This window comes from Micromonospora sp. WMMD961, assembly GCF_029626145.1.
Classification (GTDB): domain Bacteria; phylum Actinomycetota; class Actinomycetes; order Mycobacteriales; family Micromonosporaceae; genus Micromonospora.
Map to the genome: position 1 here is coordinate 2596158 of NZ_JARUBJ010000002.1, position 15475 is coordinate 2611632.

13 protein-coding genes and 1 pseudogene are annotated in these 15475 nt (G+C 71.1%); 6 read left to right on the top strand and 8 right to left on the bottom strand.

The genetic code is table 11. The features are described from left to right. Nucleotides 1-3: 3 nt before the first annotated feature. Genes O7614_RS12245 through O7614_RS12260 form a run of 4 tightly spaced genes read left to right on the top strand, consistent with a single transcriptional unit; the run spans nucleotide 4 to nucleotide 4294 of the window. The gene (locus tag O7614_RS12245; RefSeq protein WP_278138578.1) at nucleotides 4-1419 is read left to right on the top strand and encodes an NADP-dependent succinic semialdehyde dehydrogenase; all 1416 of its coding nucleotides are present in this window, start codon (nucleotides 4-6) and stop codon (nucleotides 1417-1419) included. Nucleotides 1420-1463: 44 nt separating this feature from the next. After that, complete coding sequence (locus O7614_RS12250; RefSeq protein WP_278138579.1) at nucleotides 1464-2429, top strand: TIGR03885 family FMN-dependent LLM class oxidoreductase; 966 nt, start codon at nucleotides 1464-1466, stop codon at nucleotides 2427-2429. 39 nt (nucleotides 2430-2468) lie between these two features. Then, a complete protein-coding gene (locus tag O7614_RS12255; protein ID WP_278138580.1) occupies nucleotides 2469-4040 on the top strand; it encodes a Na+/H+ antiporter in 1572 nt (523 codons plus the stop codon). Next, complete coding sequence (locus O7614_RS12260; protein ID WP_278138581.1) at nucleotides 4037-4294, top strand: UBP-type zinc finger domain-containing protein; 258 nt, start codon at nucleotides 4037-4039, stop codon at nucleotides 4292-4294. Before O7614_RS12255 ends, O7614_RS12260 begins: the two co-directional genes overlap by 4 nt. Here the strand turns inward: O7614_RS12260 and O7614_RS12265 are convergent. From O7614_RS12265 to O7614_RS12295, 7 genes and pseudogenes are all read right to left on the bottom strand, one after another. Further along, on the bottom strand, nucleotides 4270-5544 hold the full coding sequence (locus O7614_RS12265; RefSeq protein ID WP_278138582.1) for an MFS transporter: 1275 nt from the start codon (nucleotides 5542-5544) through the stop codon (nucleotides 4270-4272). The genes O7614_RS12260 and O7614_RS12265 overlap by 25 nt on opposite strands. A 224-nt stretch (nucleotides 5545-5768) precedes the next feature. After that, the gene (locus O7614_RS12270; RefSeq protein WP_278138583.1) at nucleotides 5769-5996 is read right to left on the bottom strand and encodes a hypothetical protein; all 228 of its coding nucleotides are present in this window, start codon (nucleotides 5994-5996) and stop codon (nucleotides 5769-5771) included. A gap of 148 nt (nucleotides 5997-6144) precedes the next feature. Continuing rightward, nucleotides 6145-7059, bottom strand: a complete 915-nt coding sequence (locus tag O7614_RS12275) for a hypothetical protein (RefSeq protein ID WP_278138584.1) — start codon at nucleotides 7057-7059, stop codon at nucleotides 6145-6147. A 57-nt stretch (nucleotides 7060-7116) separates the two neighbouring features. Next, entirely contained in the window at nucleotides 7117-7650 is a 534-nt protein-coding gene (locus O7614_RS12280) for a GNAT family N-acetyltransferase (protein ID WP_278138585.1), read from the bottom strand. Nucleotides 7651-8009: 359 nt separating this feature from the next. Beyond that, nucleotides 8010-8210, bottom strand: a pseudogene (locus O7614_RS12285) (HNH endonuclease); the annotation flags it as partial. Between the two features lie 103 nt (nucleotides 8211-8313). Beyond that, on the bottom strand, nucleotides 8314-9816 hold the full coding sequence (gene ltrA / locus O7614_RS12290) for a group II intron reverse transcriptase/maturase (protein ID WP_278137201.1): 1503 nt from the start codon (nucleotides 9814-9816) through the stop codon (nucleotides 8314-8316). A gap of 466 nt (nucleotides 9817-10282) precedes the next feature. Next, nucleotides 10283-11410 (bottom strand): DUF222 domain-containing protein, encoded by a 1128-nt coding sequence (locus O7614_RS12295; RefSeq protein WP_278138586.1) that lies wholly within the window; start codon nucleotides 11408-11410, stop codon nucleotides 10283-10285. 18 nt (nucleotides 11411-11428) lie between these two features. Here O7614_RS12295 and O7614_RS12300 point away from each other — a divergent pair, with 18 nt between their 5' ends. Beyond that, nucleotides 11429-11734, top strand: a complete 306-nt coding sequence (locus O7614_RS12300; protein ID WP_278138587.1) for a hypothetical protein — start codon at nucleotides 11429-11431, stop codon at nucleotides 11732-11734. 34 nt (nucleotides 11735-11768) lie between these two features. Then, nucleotides 11769-12425, top strand: a complete 657-nt coding sequence (locus O7614_RS12305; RefSeq protein ID WP_278138588.1) for an HAD family hydrolase — start codon at nucleotides 11769-11771, stop codon at nucleotides 12423-12425. A gap of 306 nt (nucleotides 12426-12731) precedes the next feature. Here O7614_RS12305 and O7614_RS12310 read toward each other — a convergent pair whose 3' ends face one another. Next, nucleotides 12732-15341 carry a glycoside hydrolase family 9 protein gene (locus tag O7614_RS12310; protein ID WP_278138589.1) on the bottom strand — a complete coding sequence of 870 codons (2610 nt, stop codon included), beginning with the start codon at nucleotides 15339-15341 and terminating at the stop codon, nucleotides 12732-12734. Nucleotides 15342-15475: the final 134 nt, after the last annotated feature.

Below are 15475 nucleotides of genomic sequence, written 5' to 3' on the forward strand. Positions count from 1 at the left end.
GAGATGCCCCACATCGCCACCACCAACCCCGCCACCGGACAGGTGCTCAAGACCTACGAGGCGATGTCCACCGAGCAGCTCGACGGTGCCATCGAACGCACCGACCTCGCGTACCAGCAGTTGCGGGCGACGACCGTGGACCAGCGCGCCCGGTGGATGAACGCCGCCGCGGACCTGCTCGACGCCGAGCGCGACGAGACCGCCCGGATCATGACCACCGAGATGGGCAAGACCTACGTGGCGGCGCAGGCCGAGGTGACGAAGTGCGCCACGGCCGCCCGCTTCTACGCCGACAAGGCCCCCGCGTTCCTCGCCGACGAGCCGGCCGACGCCGCCGCCGTCAAGGCGACCCGGGCGTTCATCCGTTACCAGCCGATCGGTGTGGTGCTCGCGGTGATGCCGTGGAACTTCCCGCTCTGGCAGGTGATGCGTTTCGCGGCACCGGCCCTGATGGCCGGCAACACCGGCCTGCTCAAGCACGCCTCGAACGTGCCGCAGACCGCCCTGCTGCTGGAGGACCTGTTCCGACGCGCCGGCTTCCCCGAGGGCGCGTTCACCACCGTCCTGGTCGGCTCCGACGCCGTCGAGGTGATCCTCAGCGACCCCCGAGTACGCGCCGCCACGCTCACCGGCAGCGAGCCGGCCGGTCGCTCCATCGCCCAGATCGCCGGACGGGAGCTGAAGAAGACCGTCCTCGAACTCGGCGGCAGCGACCCCTTCGTGGTGATGCCCTCGGCCGACGTGGACCGGGCCGCCGAGGTCGCCACCACCGCCCGCTGCCAGAACAACGGTCAGTCCTGCATCGCCGCGAAACGGTTCATCGTGCACACCGACGTGTTCGATGCCTTCGCGGAGAAGTTCGCCGCGAACATGGCCGCGCTACGGGTCGGTGACCCGATGGACCCGAGCACCGACGTGGGGCCGTTGGCCAGCGAGCGGGGCCGCGACGAGGTGCACGCCCAGGTCCGCGACGCGGTCGAGAACGGCGCCACAGTGCTCTGCGGCGGCGAACTACCGGGTGGCGACGGGTGGTTCTACCCGCCGACCGTGGTCACCGACCTCACCCCGCAGATGCGGATGTGGACCGAGGAGGTCTTCGGCCCGGTCGCCGGGCTGTTCCGGGTCTCGTCGTACGAGGAGGCGATCGAGGTCGCCAACGGCACCAGCTTCGGGCTCGGCTCGAACGCCTGGACCCGGGACCCGGACGAGCAGGAGCGCTTCGCCACCGACCTGGACGCCGGGAACGTCTTCGTCAACGGCATGACCACGTCCTATCCGGAGTTGCCGTTCGGTGGGGTGAAGAACTCCGGTTACGGGCGGGAGTTGTCCGCGCTGGGTATGCGGGAGTTCTGCAACACCAAGACGGTCTGGGTGGGCGAGGGCGCCGCCTCGGCCGGAGCCGGCGCGCACGCCGAGTAGCCCGCAGGCATCAGCCGACGCCGTCGTGGGTAGGAAGTGCGCCCATGACGTCGTTCGGTTTTCACGCCTCCCACGAGCAGATCGGTCCGCGCGCCCTCCTCGAGGCGGTGATGCACGCCGAGCGGGCCGGCTTCGACGCCGCCATGTGCTCCGACCACTTCTCCCCGTGGAGCGCCCGGCAGGGCGAATCCGCCTTCGCCTGGTCCTGGCTGGGGTCCGCGTTGCAGGCCACCGGCCTGCCGTTCGGGGTGGTCAACGCGCCCGGCCAGCGGTACCACCCGGCGATCATCGCGCAGGCCATCGGCACTCTCGGCGCGATGTACCCGGGCCGCTTCTGGGCCGCGCTGGGCACCGGCGAGGCCAGCAACGAGCACATCACCGGCGACCCGTGGCCGCGCAAGGACGTCCGCGCCGCCCGGCTGCGCGAGTGCGTGGACGTGATCCGCGCGCTGCTGGCCGGCGAGGAGGTCAGCCACGACGGCCTGGTCCGGGTGGACCGGGCCCGGCTGTGGACCCGCCCGGAACAGCCGCCCGCGCTGGTCGGCGCTGCCGTCAGCGTGGCCACCGCCCGCTGGTGCGCCGAGTGGGCGGACGGGTTGATCACCGTGAACGCGCCGACGGCACACCTGCGCGAGATGATCGACGCGTACCGGGACGCCGGTGGGCGCGGACCGCTGCACCTGCAGGTGCACGTCTCCTGGGCGCCGGATCAGGCGCAGGCCGAGGCCATCGCGTACGACCAGTGGCGCAGTAACGTCTTTGCCCCGCCGGTCTGCTGGGACCTGGAGACCGTCGAGCACTTCGACGTGGTCTCCGCCGACGTACCGGCGCAGCGGGTCGCCGAGGTGGTCAACGTGTCAGCGGACCTGGGCCGGCACGTCGGGTGGCTGGAGGAGTACCTGGAGCTCGGCTTCGACCAGATCGCCCTGCACCACGTCGGGCAGGAGCAGCGCGGCTTCATCGACGCGTTCGGCACCGAGGTGTTGCCGAAGCTGCGCCCGACCGGCTGATCGAGGCTCGGATCCGTCGGGCCCCTAGGCTCGTACCCCATGGAAAGCCTGTTTCCGGTCGTCGTCTTCCTGGCGATCGCCACCCTGGGCGCCGCGCTGGCCCGCCGGCTCGGCCTGCTCGCACCGATCGTGCTGGTCGTGGTCGGTCTGGCGCTCTCGTTCGTGCCGGGCTTCCCGCAGATGCACCTCGAACCCGAGTTGGTGCTGATCGGCATCCTGCCGCCGTTGCTCTACGTGGCCGCGCTGGAGACCTCGGTGCCGGCGTTCAAGAACAACATCCGGCCGATCCTGCTGCTCGCGGTCGGCCTGGTGCTGTTCACGGCGTTCGTGGTCGGGTTGGTACTGCACCTGCTGCTGCCGCAGCTGCCGTTCGCGATCTGCCTCGCACTCGGCGCGGTGGTCGCCCCACCGGACGCCGTGGCCGCCACGGCCGTCGCCCGCCGGGTCGGGCTGCCCCGCCGGGTCGTCACCATCCTGGAGGGCGAGAGCCTCATCAACGACGCCACCGCGCTGGTGCTGCTGCGGGTCGCGACGATGGCCACCGTCGGCTCGGCCGTCGGCACCACCGAGGTCGCCCTCGAGGTGCTGCGGGCCACCGGCGGCGGCATCCTGATCGGAGCGCTCGGGGCGGTGGTGTTCGGCTTCCTGCACCGGCGGATCAGTGACCCGCTGCTGGACAACGCGCTGTCGCTGATCATCCCGTTCGCGGTGGTGTTCACCGCCGAGCATCTGCACGCCTCCGGGGTGGTCGCGGTGGTCGTCACCGGTCTGGTGCTCGGCCACCAGCTGCCGCAGCTGATGTCGGCGGCGTCCCGGTTGCAGGTCGGGGCGTTCTGGCGGCTGGTCCGTTTCCTGCTGGAGGGTCTGGTCTTCCTGCTGGTCGGGCTCCAACTGCGGGAGGTCCTGCGCGATCTCGACGAGCCGGTCGGCTCACTCATCCTGATCACCTTCGCGGTGCTCGCCACCGTCTTCCTGAGCCGGTTCGTCTGGCTCTTCCCGGCCACCTATCTGGCTCGGCTGGTGCCCCGGGTCCGGCAGCGCGACCCCCGGCCGTCCCCCAAGGTCCCGATCGTCATCGGCTGGGCCGGCATGCGCGGTGTGGTGACCCTGGCCGCCGCACTCGCGTTGCCGCTGACCCTCGCCGACGACGAGCCGTACCCCCGGGCGTTGCTCATCTGGTTGGCCTTCGCGGTGATCGTCTTCACACTCGTCGGCCAGGGTGCCACGCTGCCGTTGGTCGCGCGTCGGCTGCGGCTGCCCCCGGACGACCCGGTGCAGGACGCGTTGTCCGCGGCCGGCGTGCAGCAGCAGGCCAGCCGGGCCGCTCAGGAGCGCCTCGACGAGCTGGCCGACAGCGCGCCGGCGGCGGTGGTGGACCGGCTGCGTCGAGCGGTGGAGGACCGCACCAACATGGCGTGGGAACGGCTCGGTGGCACCGAGCGGGAGACGCCGTCGCAGGCGTACGGTCGGCTACGGCAGGAGATGATCGACGCCGAGCGGGAGGTGTTCCGGGCCGCCCGGGACTCCGGTCGGATACCCGAGGAGGTGCTGGTGCAGGCCTATCGTGACCTGGACCTGGAAGAGTCGTTGCTGCGGGAGGTCGAGAAGTGAGTTGTCAGCACCTGACCGAGGCGGGTGCCGTCGAGGCGCGTACTCCGGACGAGTGCGCGGACTGCGTCGCCGTCGGCGACACCTACTGGGTGCACCTGCGCACCTGCCTGAGCTGCGGGCAGGTCGGCTGCTGCGATTCGTCGCCGAACCAGCACGCGAGCAAGCACTACGCGTCCACCGGACACCCGGTGATCCGCTCGGCGCAGCCCGGCGAGTCGTGGCGCTGGTGCTACGTCGACGAGGAGATCGGCTGACCGCTGGCCGGGAGCGGCCGGACGCGGTTCGCCAGGGCCCGTCGGGTCAGCGGCGGCACGGCCAAGCCGGTGCCGGCGAGCATCCCGGCCAGGGCCAGCCAGCCGACCGGACCTCCGTCGAGGATCAGCCAGGTCAGCAATGCCGGCCCGGCCGCGCGGGCCAGGCCGGAGAGCAGTGTGTCGACCCCCTGGTAGGCGCCGATGGCGTCCGGGGCGGCGAGGTCGTAGGCCAGCGCCGCCCCGGCCCCGCCGTGCCACAGATCACCGAGTGTGTAGACCGCTGTCGCGCCCAGTAACAGGCCGATCGCGGCCACGGTGGGCACGACGGCGGTCGTGGCCCAGAGCAGCATCCCGGTCGCGAGCACCAGGCCGGCCCGACGCATCGTCGCCGCCGCCGGCAACGCGTGCCGGGCGCTCCCGCTCAGCCGTACCGCGAACAGCACGGTGAGCAGCGTGTTGACCAGCAGCACGGCGGCGACGGTCACCGGGGGCGCGTCGGTGCGGGTCACCACCCACAGCGGCAGAATCAGCGTCAGCGCCACCCAGTGCAGGGAGAGCACCGCCGAAGCGCCGGCGACCGCGAGGAAGCGCCCGTCGCGCACCGCACGGCCCGGTCGCGGCCGGACCGGCCGCCGGACCGGCGGATACGACGGCAGTCGCATGATCAGCGCCGCCGACAGCAGATACGTCGCGACGTTGCCGAGCACCAGCAGTCGGTACGCCCACCCGGTGTCCGCCACCAGCGCGAACGCGGCCAGCCCCGCGCCGAGCGTCACGCCCAGGTTCGCCACCGCGCGAAGGGTGGCAAAGGCGTGCACCCGGCCCTCCGGGCCGCCGACCGCAGCGACCAGCGCGGCGCGGACGGCCAGGTTGCCGGAGACCAGCAGCGCGTCCACGGTGGCCACCAGCAGGAAGACCGGGAACGAGCCGACCAGCAGGTACGCGGCCGCGACAGCGGCCTGTGCCAGTTGGAGGACCGCACGCAGCGCCCGGGGATCACGCCGGTCGGCGAGGCCGCCGAGCGGCACGCTGGCGGTGAGCCCGACCAGGCCGGCGACAGTGAGCCCCAACCCCACCTCGGTCGGAGTCAGCCCCACGGAACGGGTGAGGTAGAGCGCCGCAGCGGTCACCCACAGCCCGGTGCCGACCGTGTTGGCCAGGGTGGCCAGCGACAGGGTGCGCAGCCGACCGGGCGGCGGTAGCGGCGACAGCGACCGCCGTCGGCCACGAAACCCCGCCCGGATGCCCATCCACCGACCGTAGGGCCGCCGCTCGCGCACCGATGCCCCGTACAGTGCGGCACCTGTCACATTCCGTGTCCTGGTCATCGACTGGTGTCGGGCGGACCGAGCCCGAAAGCTACGTCGCCTCGGCACGCCGATCGCCCGCCGCCGGGCGTCGTTCGGCTGGGGCGGTGTCCGCCCGGACCCAGACCGCAGCCGTCACCTGGCGTCCGTGATCGGTGCCGGCCGTCCTACCTGGCGGCCTGAACGGAGCTGACGAACCAGGCGCCTGATCCGACATCGACAGGCTCGTCGACCCAGGGCTGCACGATGACGGCGACGTCCGAGGTCACCGGCCACGCGTCCGCAATCCACCCCTGTGGCGTGACGTCGACGTGTGCGCGCAGTGGCTCAACGACGCCCGGCGGCAGAACCCACGAGTTCTCCAGGAAGCCGTCCGCGCCGAACTTCTCGATCATGGTGACCACCACCATTCCACCCTAGCTGCGACGACCTGCCGCCTGCTGGCCGTCCAGCCCTTGCCGCCTGCTGGCCGTCCAGCCCTTGCCGCCTGCTGGCCGTCCAGCCCTTGCCCCCTGCTGGCCGTCTGGACCCGGACCGGTGGGCTCAGCGGGTCACGTGGTCGGCGAGGCGTTCGGTGGCGAGACAGGAGACGAGGCAGCGTTCCTTGGTGTCGCCGCTCAGCCGGGCGGTCCAGTCGGTGAGGCCGCCATCGCCGATCTCCAGGCTGCCGTCCAAAAGGGTGATCCGTAGGGCGCAACCGATGTAGTAGCCGCGACCGCGCCGGCGCTCCGGCTCGTCCACGAGCGGCACCACACCGGCATCGAGTGCCGGTCGGACGGTGTCGGCCAGCCGTTCCCGGACGACGTCGTCGTCGAAGGTGGTGACGTGCAGCCGGGGCGCGGCCGCCGGCACCAGCTCGCTGAGGACGGTCTGCCAGTAGGTGAGGTGGCGGTTCAGCAAGCGGGCCTGGGTGTCACCGGAGCCGGTGTCCCGGGCGCTGGACACCAGGGCGAAGAGCCGGAAGTGCGCCGACGCCCCGCTGCCGAAATCCTGCGCCCGCAGCACGCGATGGGCAGCGGCCAGGTGCACCTCGCGCTGTCGCCGGCGACGCAGTGCCGCCTCGACGGCGAGGGCATTGGTGGGATCGCTCAGCACCTCGCTGGCACGCATCGTGGTGACGATCCTGTTCTGGCTGATCGGTGCGACCGCCGAGCAGGTGCCGACCGGTACCACCGGCGACAGCTCCACACCGGAGACGTCGGCGGGCAGCAGGTGCCACATCCGGGCCTCCACCCGAGCGAGTACGCCCGGATCCACGCCGGCCGGGCGGACGAACCGATCCTCGCGCCAACGGCGTACCACCTCGGACGGGCGCACAGTCGCGGCGCGGTCGCGGGCCACGCCCAACAGCAGACTGCGCAGGTCCGCGCCGGACAGCCCGGCCAGTGCGGTCCGCGTTCCCGCCGGCATCGCCGCCCACACCCGACGCTCCGCGTCGGTCAGTTCGCCGCGATCCATGGCCATCACCCTGGACGGTGTGGCGGGGCGGGTCCACCGGTTTAAGAGTGCGGGCGTTCAGCCGAGCCGACGGATGAGGAGTTGCCCGGGCCAGGGGTCACGTCCCGGTCGCGCGACAGTGAACGCCTCGGTGGCGGTGAAGCCGCAGCCCTCGTAGAAGCGGACCAGCGCCCGATCGTCGCCGCCGTAGCAGTCCACCCGCAACAGTCCCAGCCCTCGCGACCGGGCCAGGTCCGCGGCGTGCCCCAGCAGCCGCGCCCCGATCCCCATGCCGGCATACTCCCGGTCGGTGACCAGCAGCCGCACGTACAGCTCCGGCTCGGCAGCCGGGGGCACGGTACCGCTGGCGGAGCCGACCACCAGCGCACCGACCGGGCGGTCAGCACACATCGCCAGGTGCAGGCCGCCGCCCGATGCCCAGTCGTCGGCCTGGGCGATGCGCCGCGGATCTGTCGAGGCCGGCTCGGTGCCCCACTGGCCGGTCCGGCCGCGCGCAGCCAGCCAGGCGGTAGCGCTGTCGAGTAGCCGCAGCACGGTCCCGGCGTCGTCGGGGCCAGCGGGGCGGATGGTGATGCTCTGCTGGTCGGTCATGCCCGCCATGCTGCTACACCCTGCCCGGGCGGGTGCCGACCTGGGTCCTCGCCGTGGTGGATCTGCCGACCCGGGTCGGACGCGCACCACATGATCATGTTAGATCCGCAGTCGGGCCAGCGGTTGCGCGAGGGCGCGTTGCGGTGTCGGGCGGGCTGCGGTGTCGGGCGGGTAGCGGTGTCGGGCGGGTAGCGGTGTCCGGTCAAGGGTGATTGCGGCGTCCGGTCAAGGGCGGGTTGCGGCGTCCGGTCAAGGGCGCGTTGCGGCGTCGGTTGGGGTGTCGTGTCCCGGAACTGTTGTGTGACCTGGTGATTGCCGCCCCCGTGGTGGCGGGCTCATGCCGGGTGCGTGGAGTGTGGTCACGTCCGTCGGTGGTAGTGATTTCGGCGGGGAAGCTGGTCTGGGTCCAGCCAGGCGGGTGGCACGAATTCGGGGTGGCCGTCGCCGGCGAGTTGGACGGCCCAGTCACTGTGATGGAGATGGCGGTGGTGGTGGCCGCAGAGCAGAACGGCGTTGTCGAGGCTGGTCGGGCCGCCGTCGGCCCAGTGCCGGATGTGGTTGAGTCGGCCCGGGGCGCGGTGGCGGCGTTGCCGCTGCCCCGTTTCCCCGGGCCGCTCTCCGAACCCGGCGTGCGACTTTCACCGCACCGGGCTCTCCACGAGGTCATGCCATCTGGTCGGTGATCTGTAAGGGCCAAGGGGATGGGATCGTGTTGCCTCGCAGCCGGTATCGGCTGACTCGTGTTGAGGCGATGTTGAACAGTTCGATCCCGTCCAGGGCGATGGGACGCCAGCCAGTAGGGCCGCGTAACCATCGCCGGACGTCTCTCCAAGGCATGCGTTGGCGGCGCATCACCCAGTGCACGACGCGCCACCAGACGAAGGTCTGGAGTTTGTCGAAGGTGTGTTTGGCCACCGCGTGTTTGAAGTAGTTCGCCCAGCCACGCTGGATCTGGTTGATCCGGATCAGCGTTGCCCGGTACTCGGCCTGGGACAATCTGCGGGTCAGAGTTCGGATCTTTGCCTTGAAATCGCGGACTGGCCTGTCTGCGATGAAGGTGTAGACGTAGCTCTTATCCGTTCCCCGTTTACGCATCCACTTGATATGGAAGCCGAGGAAGTCGAACCCGTCGCTCATGTGCACCACCTGGGTTTTCGCCACGGACAGGCGAAGTCCCACAGGTGCCAGCACCCTGCTCACCTCCTCGCGCACCGTTTCGGCGTTGGTTTGGGTACCGAACACCAGCACGACGAAGTCGTCCGCGTAGCGGACCATCCGCCAGGTGCCCAGCCCGTTGCGACGCCGGGTCTTGCGGCGCTCGTGGCTCCATGACCGCCACTGAGCGTCGAAGTGCTCATCGAGCACGCTCAGAGCGATGTTGGCCAGCAGCGGTGAGAGAATGCCCCCTTGAGGAGTGCCGGTGAGGCTGTCCTCCCGATCACCGGATCTGGTCATGACTCCGGCTTTCAGGAACGCCTTCACCAGGGCCAGTACACGTTTGTCCGAGATCCGTAGACGCATCCGATCCATCAACGCGGTGTGGTCGATGGAATCGAAACACGCTTCGATGTCGGCATCCAGGACCCACTGATAACCCTTCGTGCCCAACATCTGAATCTCGGCAATCGCGTCGTGCACTCGCCGGTTGGGCCGGAAACCGAACGATGACGGCTTGAAGTCCGCCTCGAAGATCGGCTCCAACACCAGCTTCAGCGCCGCTTGGACCACCCGGTCGGTAACCGTCGGGATCCCCAACTTGCGGACCTTGCCCGACCCGCGCTTCGGAATCAGTTGCTGCCGCACCGGCAACGCCTGAAACTCTCGCGCTTTCAACCGCTCTCGAATGCGTTCCAAGAACGCCTGTTCACCGACCCGCTCCCGAATGTCAAAGACGGTTGAGCCGTCCACACCCGCAGAACGGGCCCCGGCGTTGCCCGCGACCCGGTCGAACGCCATCATCAGCGTCGCCGGGTCATACACCAGGTTGTACAGATCATCGAAGCGACGGCACGGATCGGCCGTCGCCCATTGGTGCAATTTGGTCTGCATCCGTCGTACCCGCGCCTGCGCCAACCCGGCGTCAGGCCACGCGCCCGGAACATTCACTCCGGGATCTTCGACCATCACAGTCCCTTCCTTGCTGACCTCGCTGTCGCCCTTCGCCATGCGGCCGGCTCTCCCGACCTCGGACTACTACGGCGACTCCGCCCCGTCACGGCCGGATCGGCCGACGGTGGACCCAGCCCCACCCGCGTTGGCCACGCGGTATCAGGCACGTCCGTGACGGTTCCCGTGTTCACTGACCGATCGATCGTCGAAGGAGGCGCCTGGCTCTACCCCCGCGGCATCGCCACGACTACCCCGCGGCACTTCGTCGTGGCCTCCAGCCGGCCGTCCACATCACCGACCCGGAGTTCCCCGCCCATCAGGGGCGGGTACGCACCGCGCCCAGCCATCTGCCAGATTCCCAGCTGGTGGTCCATTAGGGGGCTTCACACACCAGTTCCTCACGTACACCTCTCCGACTCGCTAGCCGAACCCGCACCATCTGGCAGTACTGGCACGCCTCGGCGTCGTCAGGGGCCGCTTGCCGCCAGGCCCGGCACCTCCCGAACCCGGCTGCCCCTCAGCTTCACCGTCCTGCCGCGACAGGACGGCGGTGGTGGTCTCTCACCTCCACTCGATCAATCAGCGCCTCACGGCGCACGTGGGCGGCGCACCAGCGGGGCGGGCGGTCGCAGCCGGGGAACGCGCAGCCACGGTCGCGCAGCGCCAGGGCACGGCGAAGTGGGCCGGTGATGAGCCGGCGCTGCCGGCCGACGTCGAGTGGTTGACCGGCGCCGCCGAGCACGGCTGGTAGGACGGCGGCGTCGCAGGCGAGCCGACGCACGGCCTCGGGGGTGAGCTGAAGGCCGGTGTCGAGGGTGCCGGCGCCCATTTGCCGGGTCAACCCGTCGTAGCTGGTGGTGACGACGACCTGGGTGGGGTCGCCGCCGTGCTCAGGTAGCTCACCGCTGCGGAGCGCGAGGCGGAACACGTCGGTGAACGCGTCGTGGCGGCGCTGCCCAGCGGTCCGGTTGTCGTCGGGCCCGGTGGGCGCGCTCAGCGGGTCGATGGCGGCACGCAGCAGGGCGGCCGCCTCGACGTCGAGGATGCCGGTGAGGCGTAGCCTGCCGTCAGTCTGTTCGGAGAGGGTGAGGTGCCGGTCGCGCGCGCTGCGGGATTCCGCTGCTCTCAGCGCGGCTTCGGCCGCGGCGTCGGCAATCTCGGGGGCGACGTGGTCGAGGATCCGGGTGCCGAGTCTGCGTAGCTGGGTGGCGTCGAACTGCGCCGCCCAGTCGACGAGGACACCCACGGCCTTGTCGGCGGCCTCAGGGCCAGCGGCGGTGTGCACGGTCTCGACCGTGTCGGCGATGACCCGGACCTGATCCACGTCGACCGCACCGCCGGCCAACGCGTCCCGTACGGCGGCGGGAGCGGCGTCGAGCCCGGCGGCCAGCCCGACCAGGCGGCGGGCGGCACCGACCCCGAGCCGCAGACGGTCCCGTAGCCACACGGCTGTGCAGGACGCGCCCTGGGCGTTCGCGGTGCCGCGACCGTCCAACTCACGCACGAGGCCCAGCTTGACCGCGGCCAACCGTTGTTCGATGCGGTGCGTGGCGTCCAGCGCCGCGACCAGGTCGCGTTCGCTGGCGGCCCAGGCGGCCGTGTCGTAGCAAGCCGCCACTGCGGCCTCGGCCTGCTCCAACGCATCGATCACAACCAGAGACTAGAACAGGTGTACGACAACTTTGGCGCTTCTCGGGTGGGTAGGGGACTGCTCTCAGCGTCCGCCCGCTGCCGCCCGCCGCCCGCTGGCCCGCTGCCGCCCGCCGCCCGCTGGCCCGCTGCCGCCCGCCGCCCGCTGGCCCGCTGCCGCCCGCCGCCCGCTGGCCCGCTGCCGCTGCCGCCCGCTGGCCCGCTGCCGCTGCCGCCCGCTGGCCCGCTGCCGCCCGCCGTCACCGCCCGCTGCCCGCCGCTGCCCGCCGCTGCCCGCTGCCGCCGGCCACAGAGCGTCGACCCCGCCGTTGACTGGCGTCTATGATCCACCGAATCTTGTACCAGGATGGGGGCTGGGCATGATCAATGCGGTCTTCTTCGATGTCGGCGGGACGATTCTCGACGAGTCCCGCGAGTTCGCGGCCTGGGCGGATTGGCTCGGTGTTCCACGGCACACGTTCTCGGCGGTCTTCGGTGCGGTGGTCGCCCGAGGTCTGGACTACCAGGAGACGTTCCGGGCCTTCCGCGCCGACTTCGATCTCGCCGCCGAGATTGATCGCCGGGCGAGCGCTGGTCAGTCGGAGACGTTCGGCGAGGAGGACCTCTACCCGGACGCGCGAGGGTGCCTGGCCGCGTTGCGGGACCAGGGTCTGTTGGTGGGCCTGGCCGGTAACCAGCCGGCCCACGCCGAGTCGATCCTCCGCGCTCTCGACCTCGGTGTGGACGTGGTCGGCACCTCGCACGGTTGGGGTGTGGCGAAGCCGGCGCCGGCGTTCTTCGAGCGGGTCGTCCGCGAAGGCGGCGGCGACGCGTCGTCGATCCTGTACGTGGGCGACCGGCCGGACAACGACGCCCGTCCGGCGCTGGCGGCCGGGATGAAGGCCTGCCTGATCCGGCGCTCCCCGTGGGGTCACATCCTCGACATCCCGACCGTGGCCGAGCAGTGCCTGTTCCGGATCGACTCGCTCGACGAACTGCCGGGTCTGGTCGCCAGGCACAACGCGGCAACTGCTTAAGGGCGCAAGGCACAACGCGGCACGTGTCTTGGGGTGCGAGGCACAACGCGGCATGCGCTTAGGGGCGCAAGGCACAACGCGGCACGCGTCTTGGGGTGCGAGGCACAACGCGGCATGCGCTTAGGGGCGCAAGGCACAACGCGGCACGCGTCTTGGGGTGCAAGGCACAACGCGGCATGCGCTTAGGGGCGCAAGGCACAACGCGGCACGCGTCTTGGGGTGCCAGGCGCAGCGCGGCACGCGCTTGGGGCGCGAGGCCTGTGGTGGCCGCCCTCGGGGGGAGGGGCGGCCACCACAGGAGCGGCGTCAGGTCAGCGAGCAGGCCGAACCGTTGACGGTCACCAGGCCGGGACCCGGGTTGGCGCTGCCGGCGGTCGTCGCGTTGAAGCCGAACGTCACCGAACCACCGGGTGTGATCTTGGCGTTGTACGACTCGTTGCGCGCGGTCACCGTCGCGCCGGACTGGGTGACCTTCGCCAGCCACGCCTCGCGGACCCGCTGGTCGCCGGTGAACGCGAAGCGCACGTTCCAGCCGTTGACGGTGGTGGCCCCCGTGTTCTGCACGGTCAGCTGGGCGGTGAACCCGGTGCCGCCCTGCCAGGTGCCGTAGTTGGTGTAGCGCACCGAGCAGGTGGTGGCCGGCACCGCGCCGGAGTCACCCTGGTCGGCCAGGAACGAGGCGATCCAGGTCAGCGCCGAGTTCCAGTTGATCGCCACCTCGTTCGTCGAGTACGAGTTGATGTCGTCGACGTAGCAGAACATCGGTTCGCAACCGGCCAGCAACTGCGCCACGAACGGGTCCTGGAGGGCCGCGTTCGGGCCACCGGCGATCGAACCGGCTGGCGGCCGGGGCAGGCTCGGGTCGAGCTGGTGGCCGAAGATCCGGCTGTGCTGGTTCTGCGCGGCGTGTTCGCCCCAGCCGGTGACGTACGAGATGTTCAGCGCGTTGCGACCGAGGATGTAGTCCATCGCCTGCACCGCGCCGTCGCGGTAGACCGGGTCGCGGGTCAGGTCGAACGCGGTGGCCAACACGACGGCGTTGTTGATGACGTTGCTGTTGCCGCCCCAGAAGTAGCTGTTGGCGTCGCCGGGCATCGGCAGCCCGTACGCCTGCCGGCGCAGCTCGGCGAGGTACGCGTCGGCGGCGGCGGTGACCGAGGCGCGGACCCGGGCCAGGTCGGCGGCGGGCAGCCCGTTCGGCACTGTGGCCAGGTCGAGGCGGCCCAGCGCGGCGACGCTCTGCCAGCCGAAGCCGCGCGGGTCGAACACGTCGCCGGTGTGGTGCGGCGACGCGGTCAGGTCGGTCAGGTAGGTCTGTGCCCCGGTGGTCAGGTACAGCTCGGCCGCCGCCCAGTAGAACTCGTCGGAGACGTTGCTGTCGTCGTACGCGCCGCCGCCGGTGCCGTCGGTCGGGCTGGCGTACACCGCCGGGTGGGCCTTGGCCGCGCTGTAGGCCGTCTTCGCCGCGGTGGCGCAGCGGTTCGCGAACGCCGCGTCGTAGGGGGCGAACAGGCGCGCGCACTGGGCGGCGGTGGCGGCCATGTTGAGGGTGGCCGCGGTCGACGGCGGGTGCAGCTCGCGCGGCTGCGGGTCGTCCTGCGGCGCGAGCGGCAGCCCGGTCCAGTTCTGGTCGTGGATCTTGTGGTGGACCATTCCGGCGAGCGGCTTGCCGGCCGGCACCTGCATGCGCAGCAGGAACTCCAGCTCCCAGCGGGCCTCGTCGAGGATGTCCGGTACACCGTTGCCGCGCTCGGGCACCCGCAGGGTGCTGTCGCCCAACGCCGCGCCGCCATCGGCGGTGGCCGCCGTCTTGGTCCGCTCGAAGGTGTTCAACAGCTGGTAGGTGGCGATGCCGCCGTTGACCACGTACTTGCCGTGGTCGCCGGCGTCGTACCAGCCGCCGCGCACGTCCAGTGAGTAGTCGCAGACGCCCGGCTGGCAGGGCACGCTGGTGTCGCCCTGGTTGGGTGCCACGCCGAGGTGACCGGCGGGGCGGGCGTACTCGTCGCCGATCAGGTCACCGTCGATGGCGATGCCGCTGCGCTGGGCGTAGAAGAACTGCAACGAGTCGGAGCGCAGCTGGTCGTAGAGGGTGCCGGAGATGTCGAACGGGTGGCTGGTCTCGCCGTCCACGGTGAGGGTCAGCCCGCTGGCCGGGGTGCGGTAGCTGGAGAAGTCGACGGTGTGCACGTTCTGCCCGGAGGCGGCGTCGACGCCGCGCGCGGTGGTGGTGCCGCTGGCCACGACGGCCCCGGCGGCGGAGCGCAGCTGCCACGGCAGCGCCGCGGTGGCCTCGGTGAGGACAGTGGCGTTCTTCGGGCCGCCCGGCAGGTAGCCGACCTGGTTGACGCGGACCCGTGGCCCGGTGTCCGGCACGTACGGCTCGGGTGGCTCGCCGCCGCGCAGTGAGACGTCGTCCAGGCAGATCGTCTGCGCCTCGGCGGCGCCACCGACCTGGAAGATCAGTTGGGCGTTCGGGTTGGTGTCCGGCACGGTGAAGGTCTGCTCGACGCGCTGGGCGGTGCCGGTCGCGGTGGCGTCCACGGCCGCGTAGGTGGTGTAGGGGGCGCTGCCGAGCTGCAGCACGGCCTTGACGGCGGCGCCGGGGGTGGCGGAGACGGCGAAGCCGAGGGTGTATTCGGCGCCGGCGATCAGTGGTACGCCGTCCTGGCCGATGCCGGCGTCCCACGGGTTGGCGAGCCCACCCGCGACGGTGGTGCAGAGCCGGCCGTCGGTGACCGCGAGCGCGCCGGTGCCGAAGGAGAACCAGGGGCTCACTCCTTCGCTGAAGTCGCCGTTGTCGATCTGCTCGGGGGCGTCCGGTGGTGGGTCGGCGTGGGCGACGCCGGCGCCCACGGCGGTGAGGGCCAGAGTGGTCGCCGCTGCCAACAGGAGGCGGCGTCGGGATGACGTCACGGGGAGTCCTTCCGGGACGGAGACGGGGCGGTGGTGGCGAGAAGAAGCTGGGAGCGCTCCCAATATCAGTTCGATGTTTCCAGCGTCGGTTGCCGATGTCAATTGATCTGGTTGGATGGGTTGTGGCATCCGAC

Coding starts and splice junctions, on each gene's coding strand:
- O7614_RS12255 (WP_278138580.1), top strand. CDS start 2,469: ATGGAAAGCCTGTTTCCGGTCGTCGTCTTCCTGGCGATCGCCACCCTG.
- O7614_RS12270 (WP_278138583.1), bottom strand. CDS start 5,996: ATGATCGAGAAGTTCGGCGCGGACGGCTTCCTGGAGAACTCGTGGGTT.
- O7614_RS12275 (WP_278138584.1), bottom strand. CDS start 7,059: ATGGATCGCGGCGAACTGACCGACGCGGAGCGTCGGGTGTGGGCGGCG.
- ltrA (WP_278137201.1), bottom strand. CDS start 9,816: ATGGCGAAGGGCGACAGCGAGGTCAGCAAGGAAGGGACTGTGATGGTC.
- O7614_RS12245 (WP_278138578.1), top strand. CDS start 4: ATGCCCCACATCGCCACCACCAACCCCGCCACCGGACAGGTGCTCAAG.
- O7614_RS12305 (WP_278138588.1), top strand. CDS start 11,769: ATGATCAATGCGGTCTTCTTCGATGTCGGCGGGACGATTCTCGACGAG.
- O7614_RS12265 (WP_278138582.1), bottom strand. CDS start 5,544: ATGGGCATCCGGGCGGGGTTTCGTGGCCGACGGCGGTCGCTGTCGCCG.
- O7614_RS12250 (WP_278138579.1), top strand. CDS start 1,464: ATGACGTCGTTCGGTTTTCACGCCTCCCACGAGCAGATCGGTCCGCGC.
- O7614_RS12280 (WP_278138585.1), bottom strand. CDS start 7,650: ATGACCGACCAGCAGAGCATCACCATCCGCCCCGCTGGCCCCGACGAC.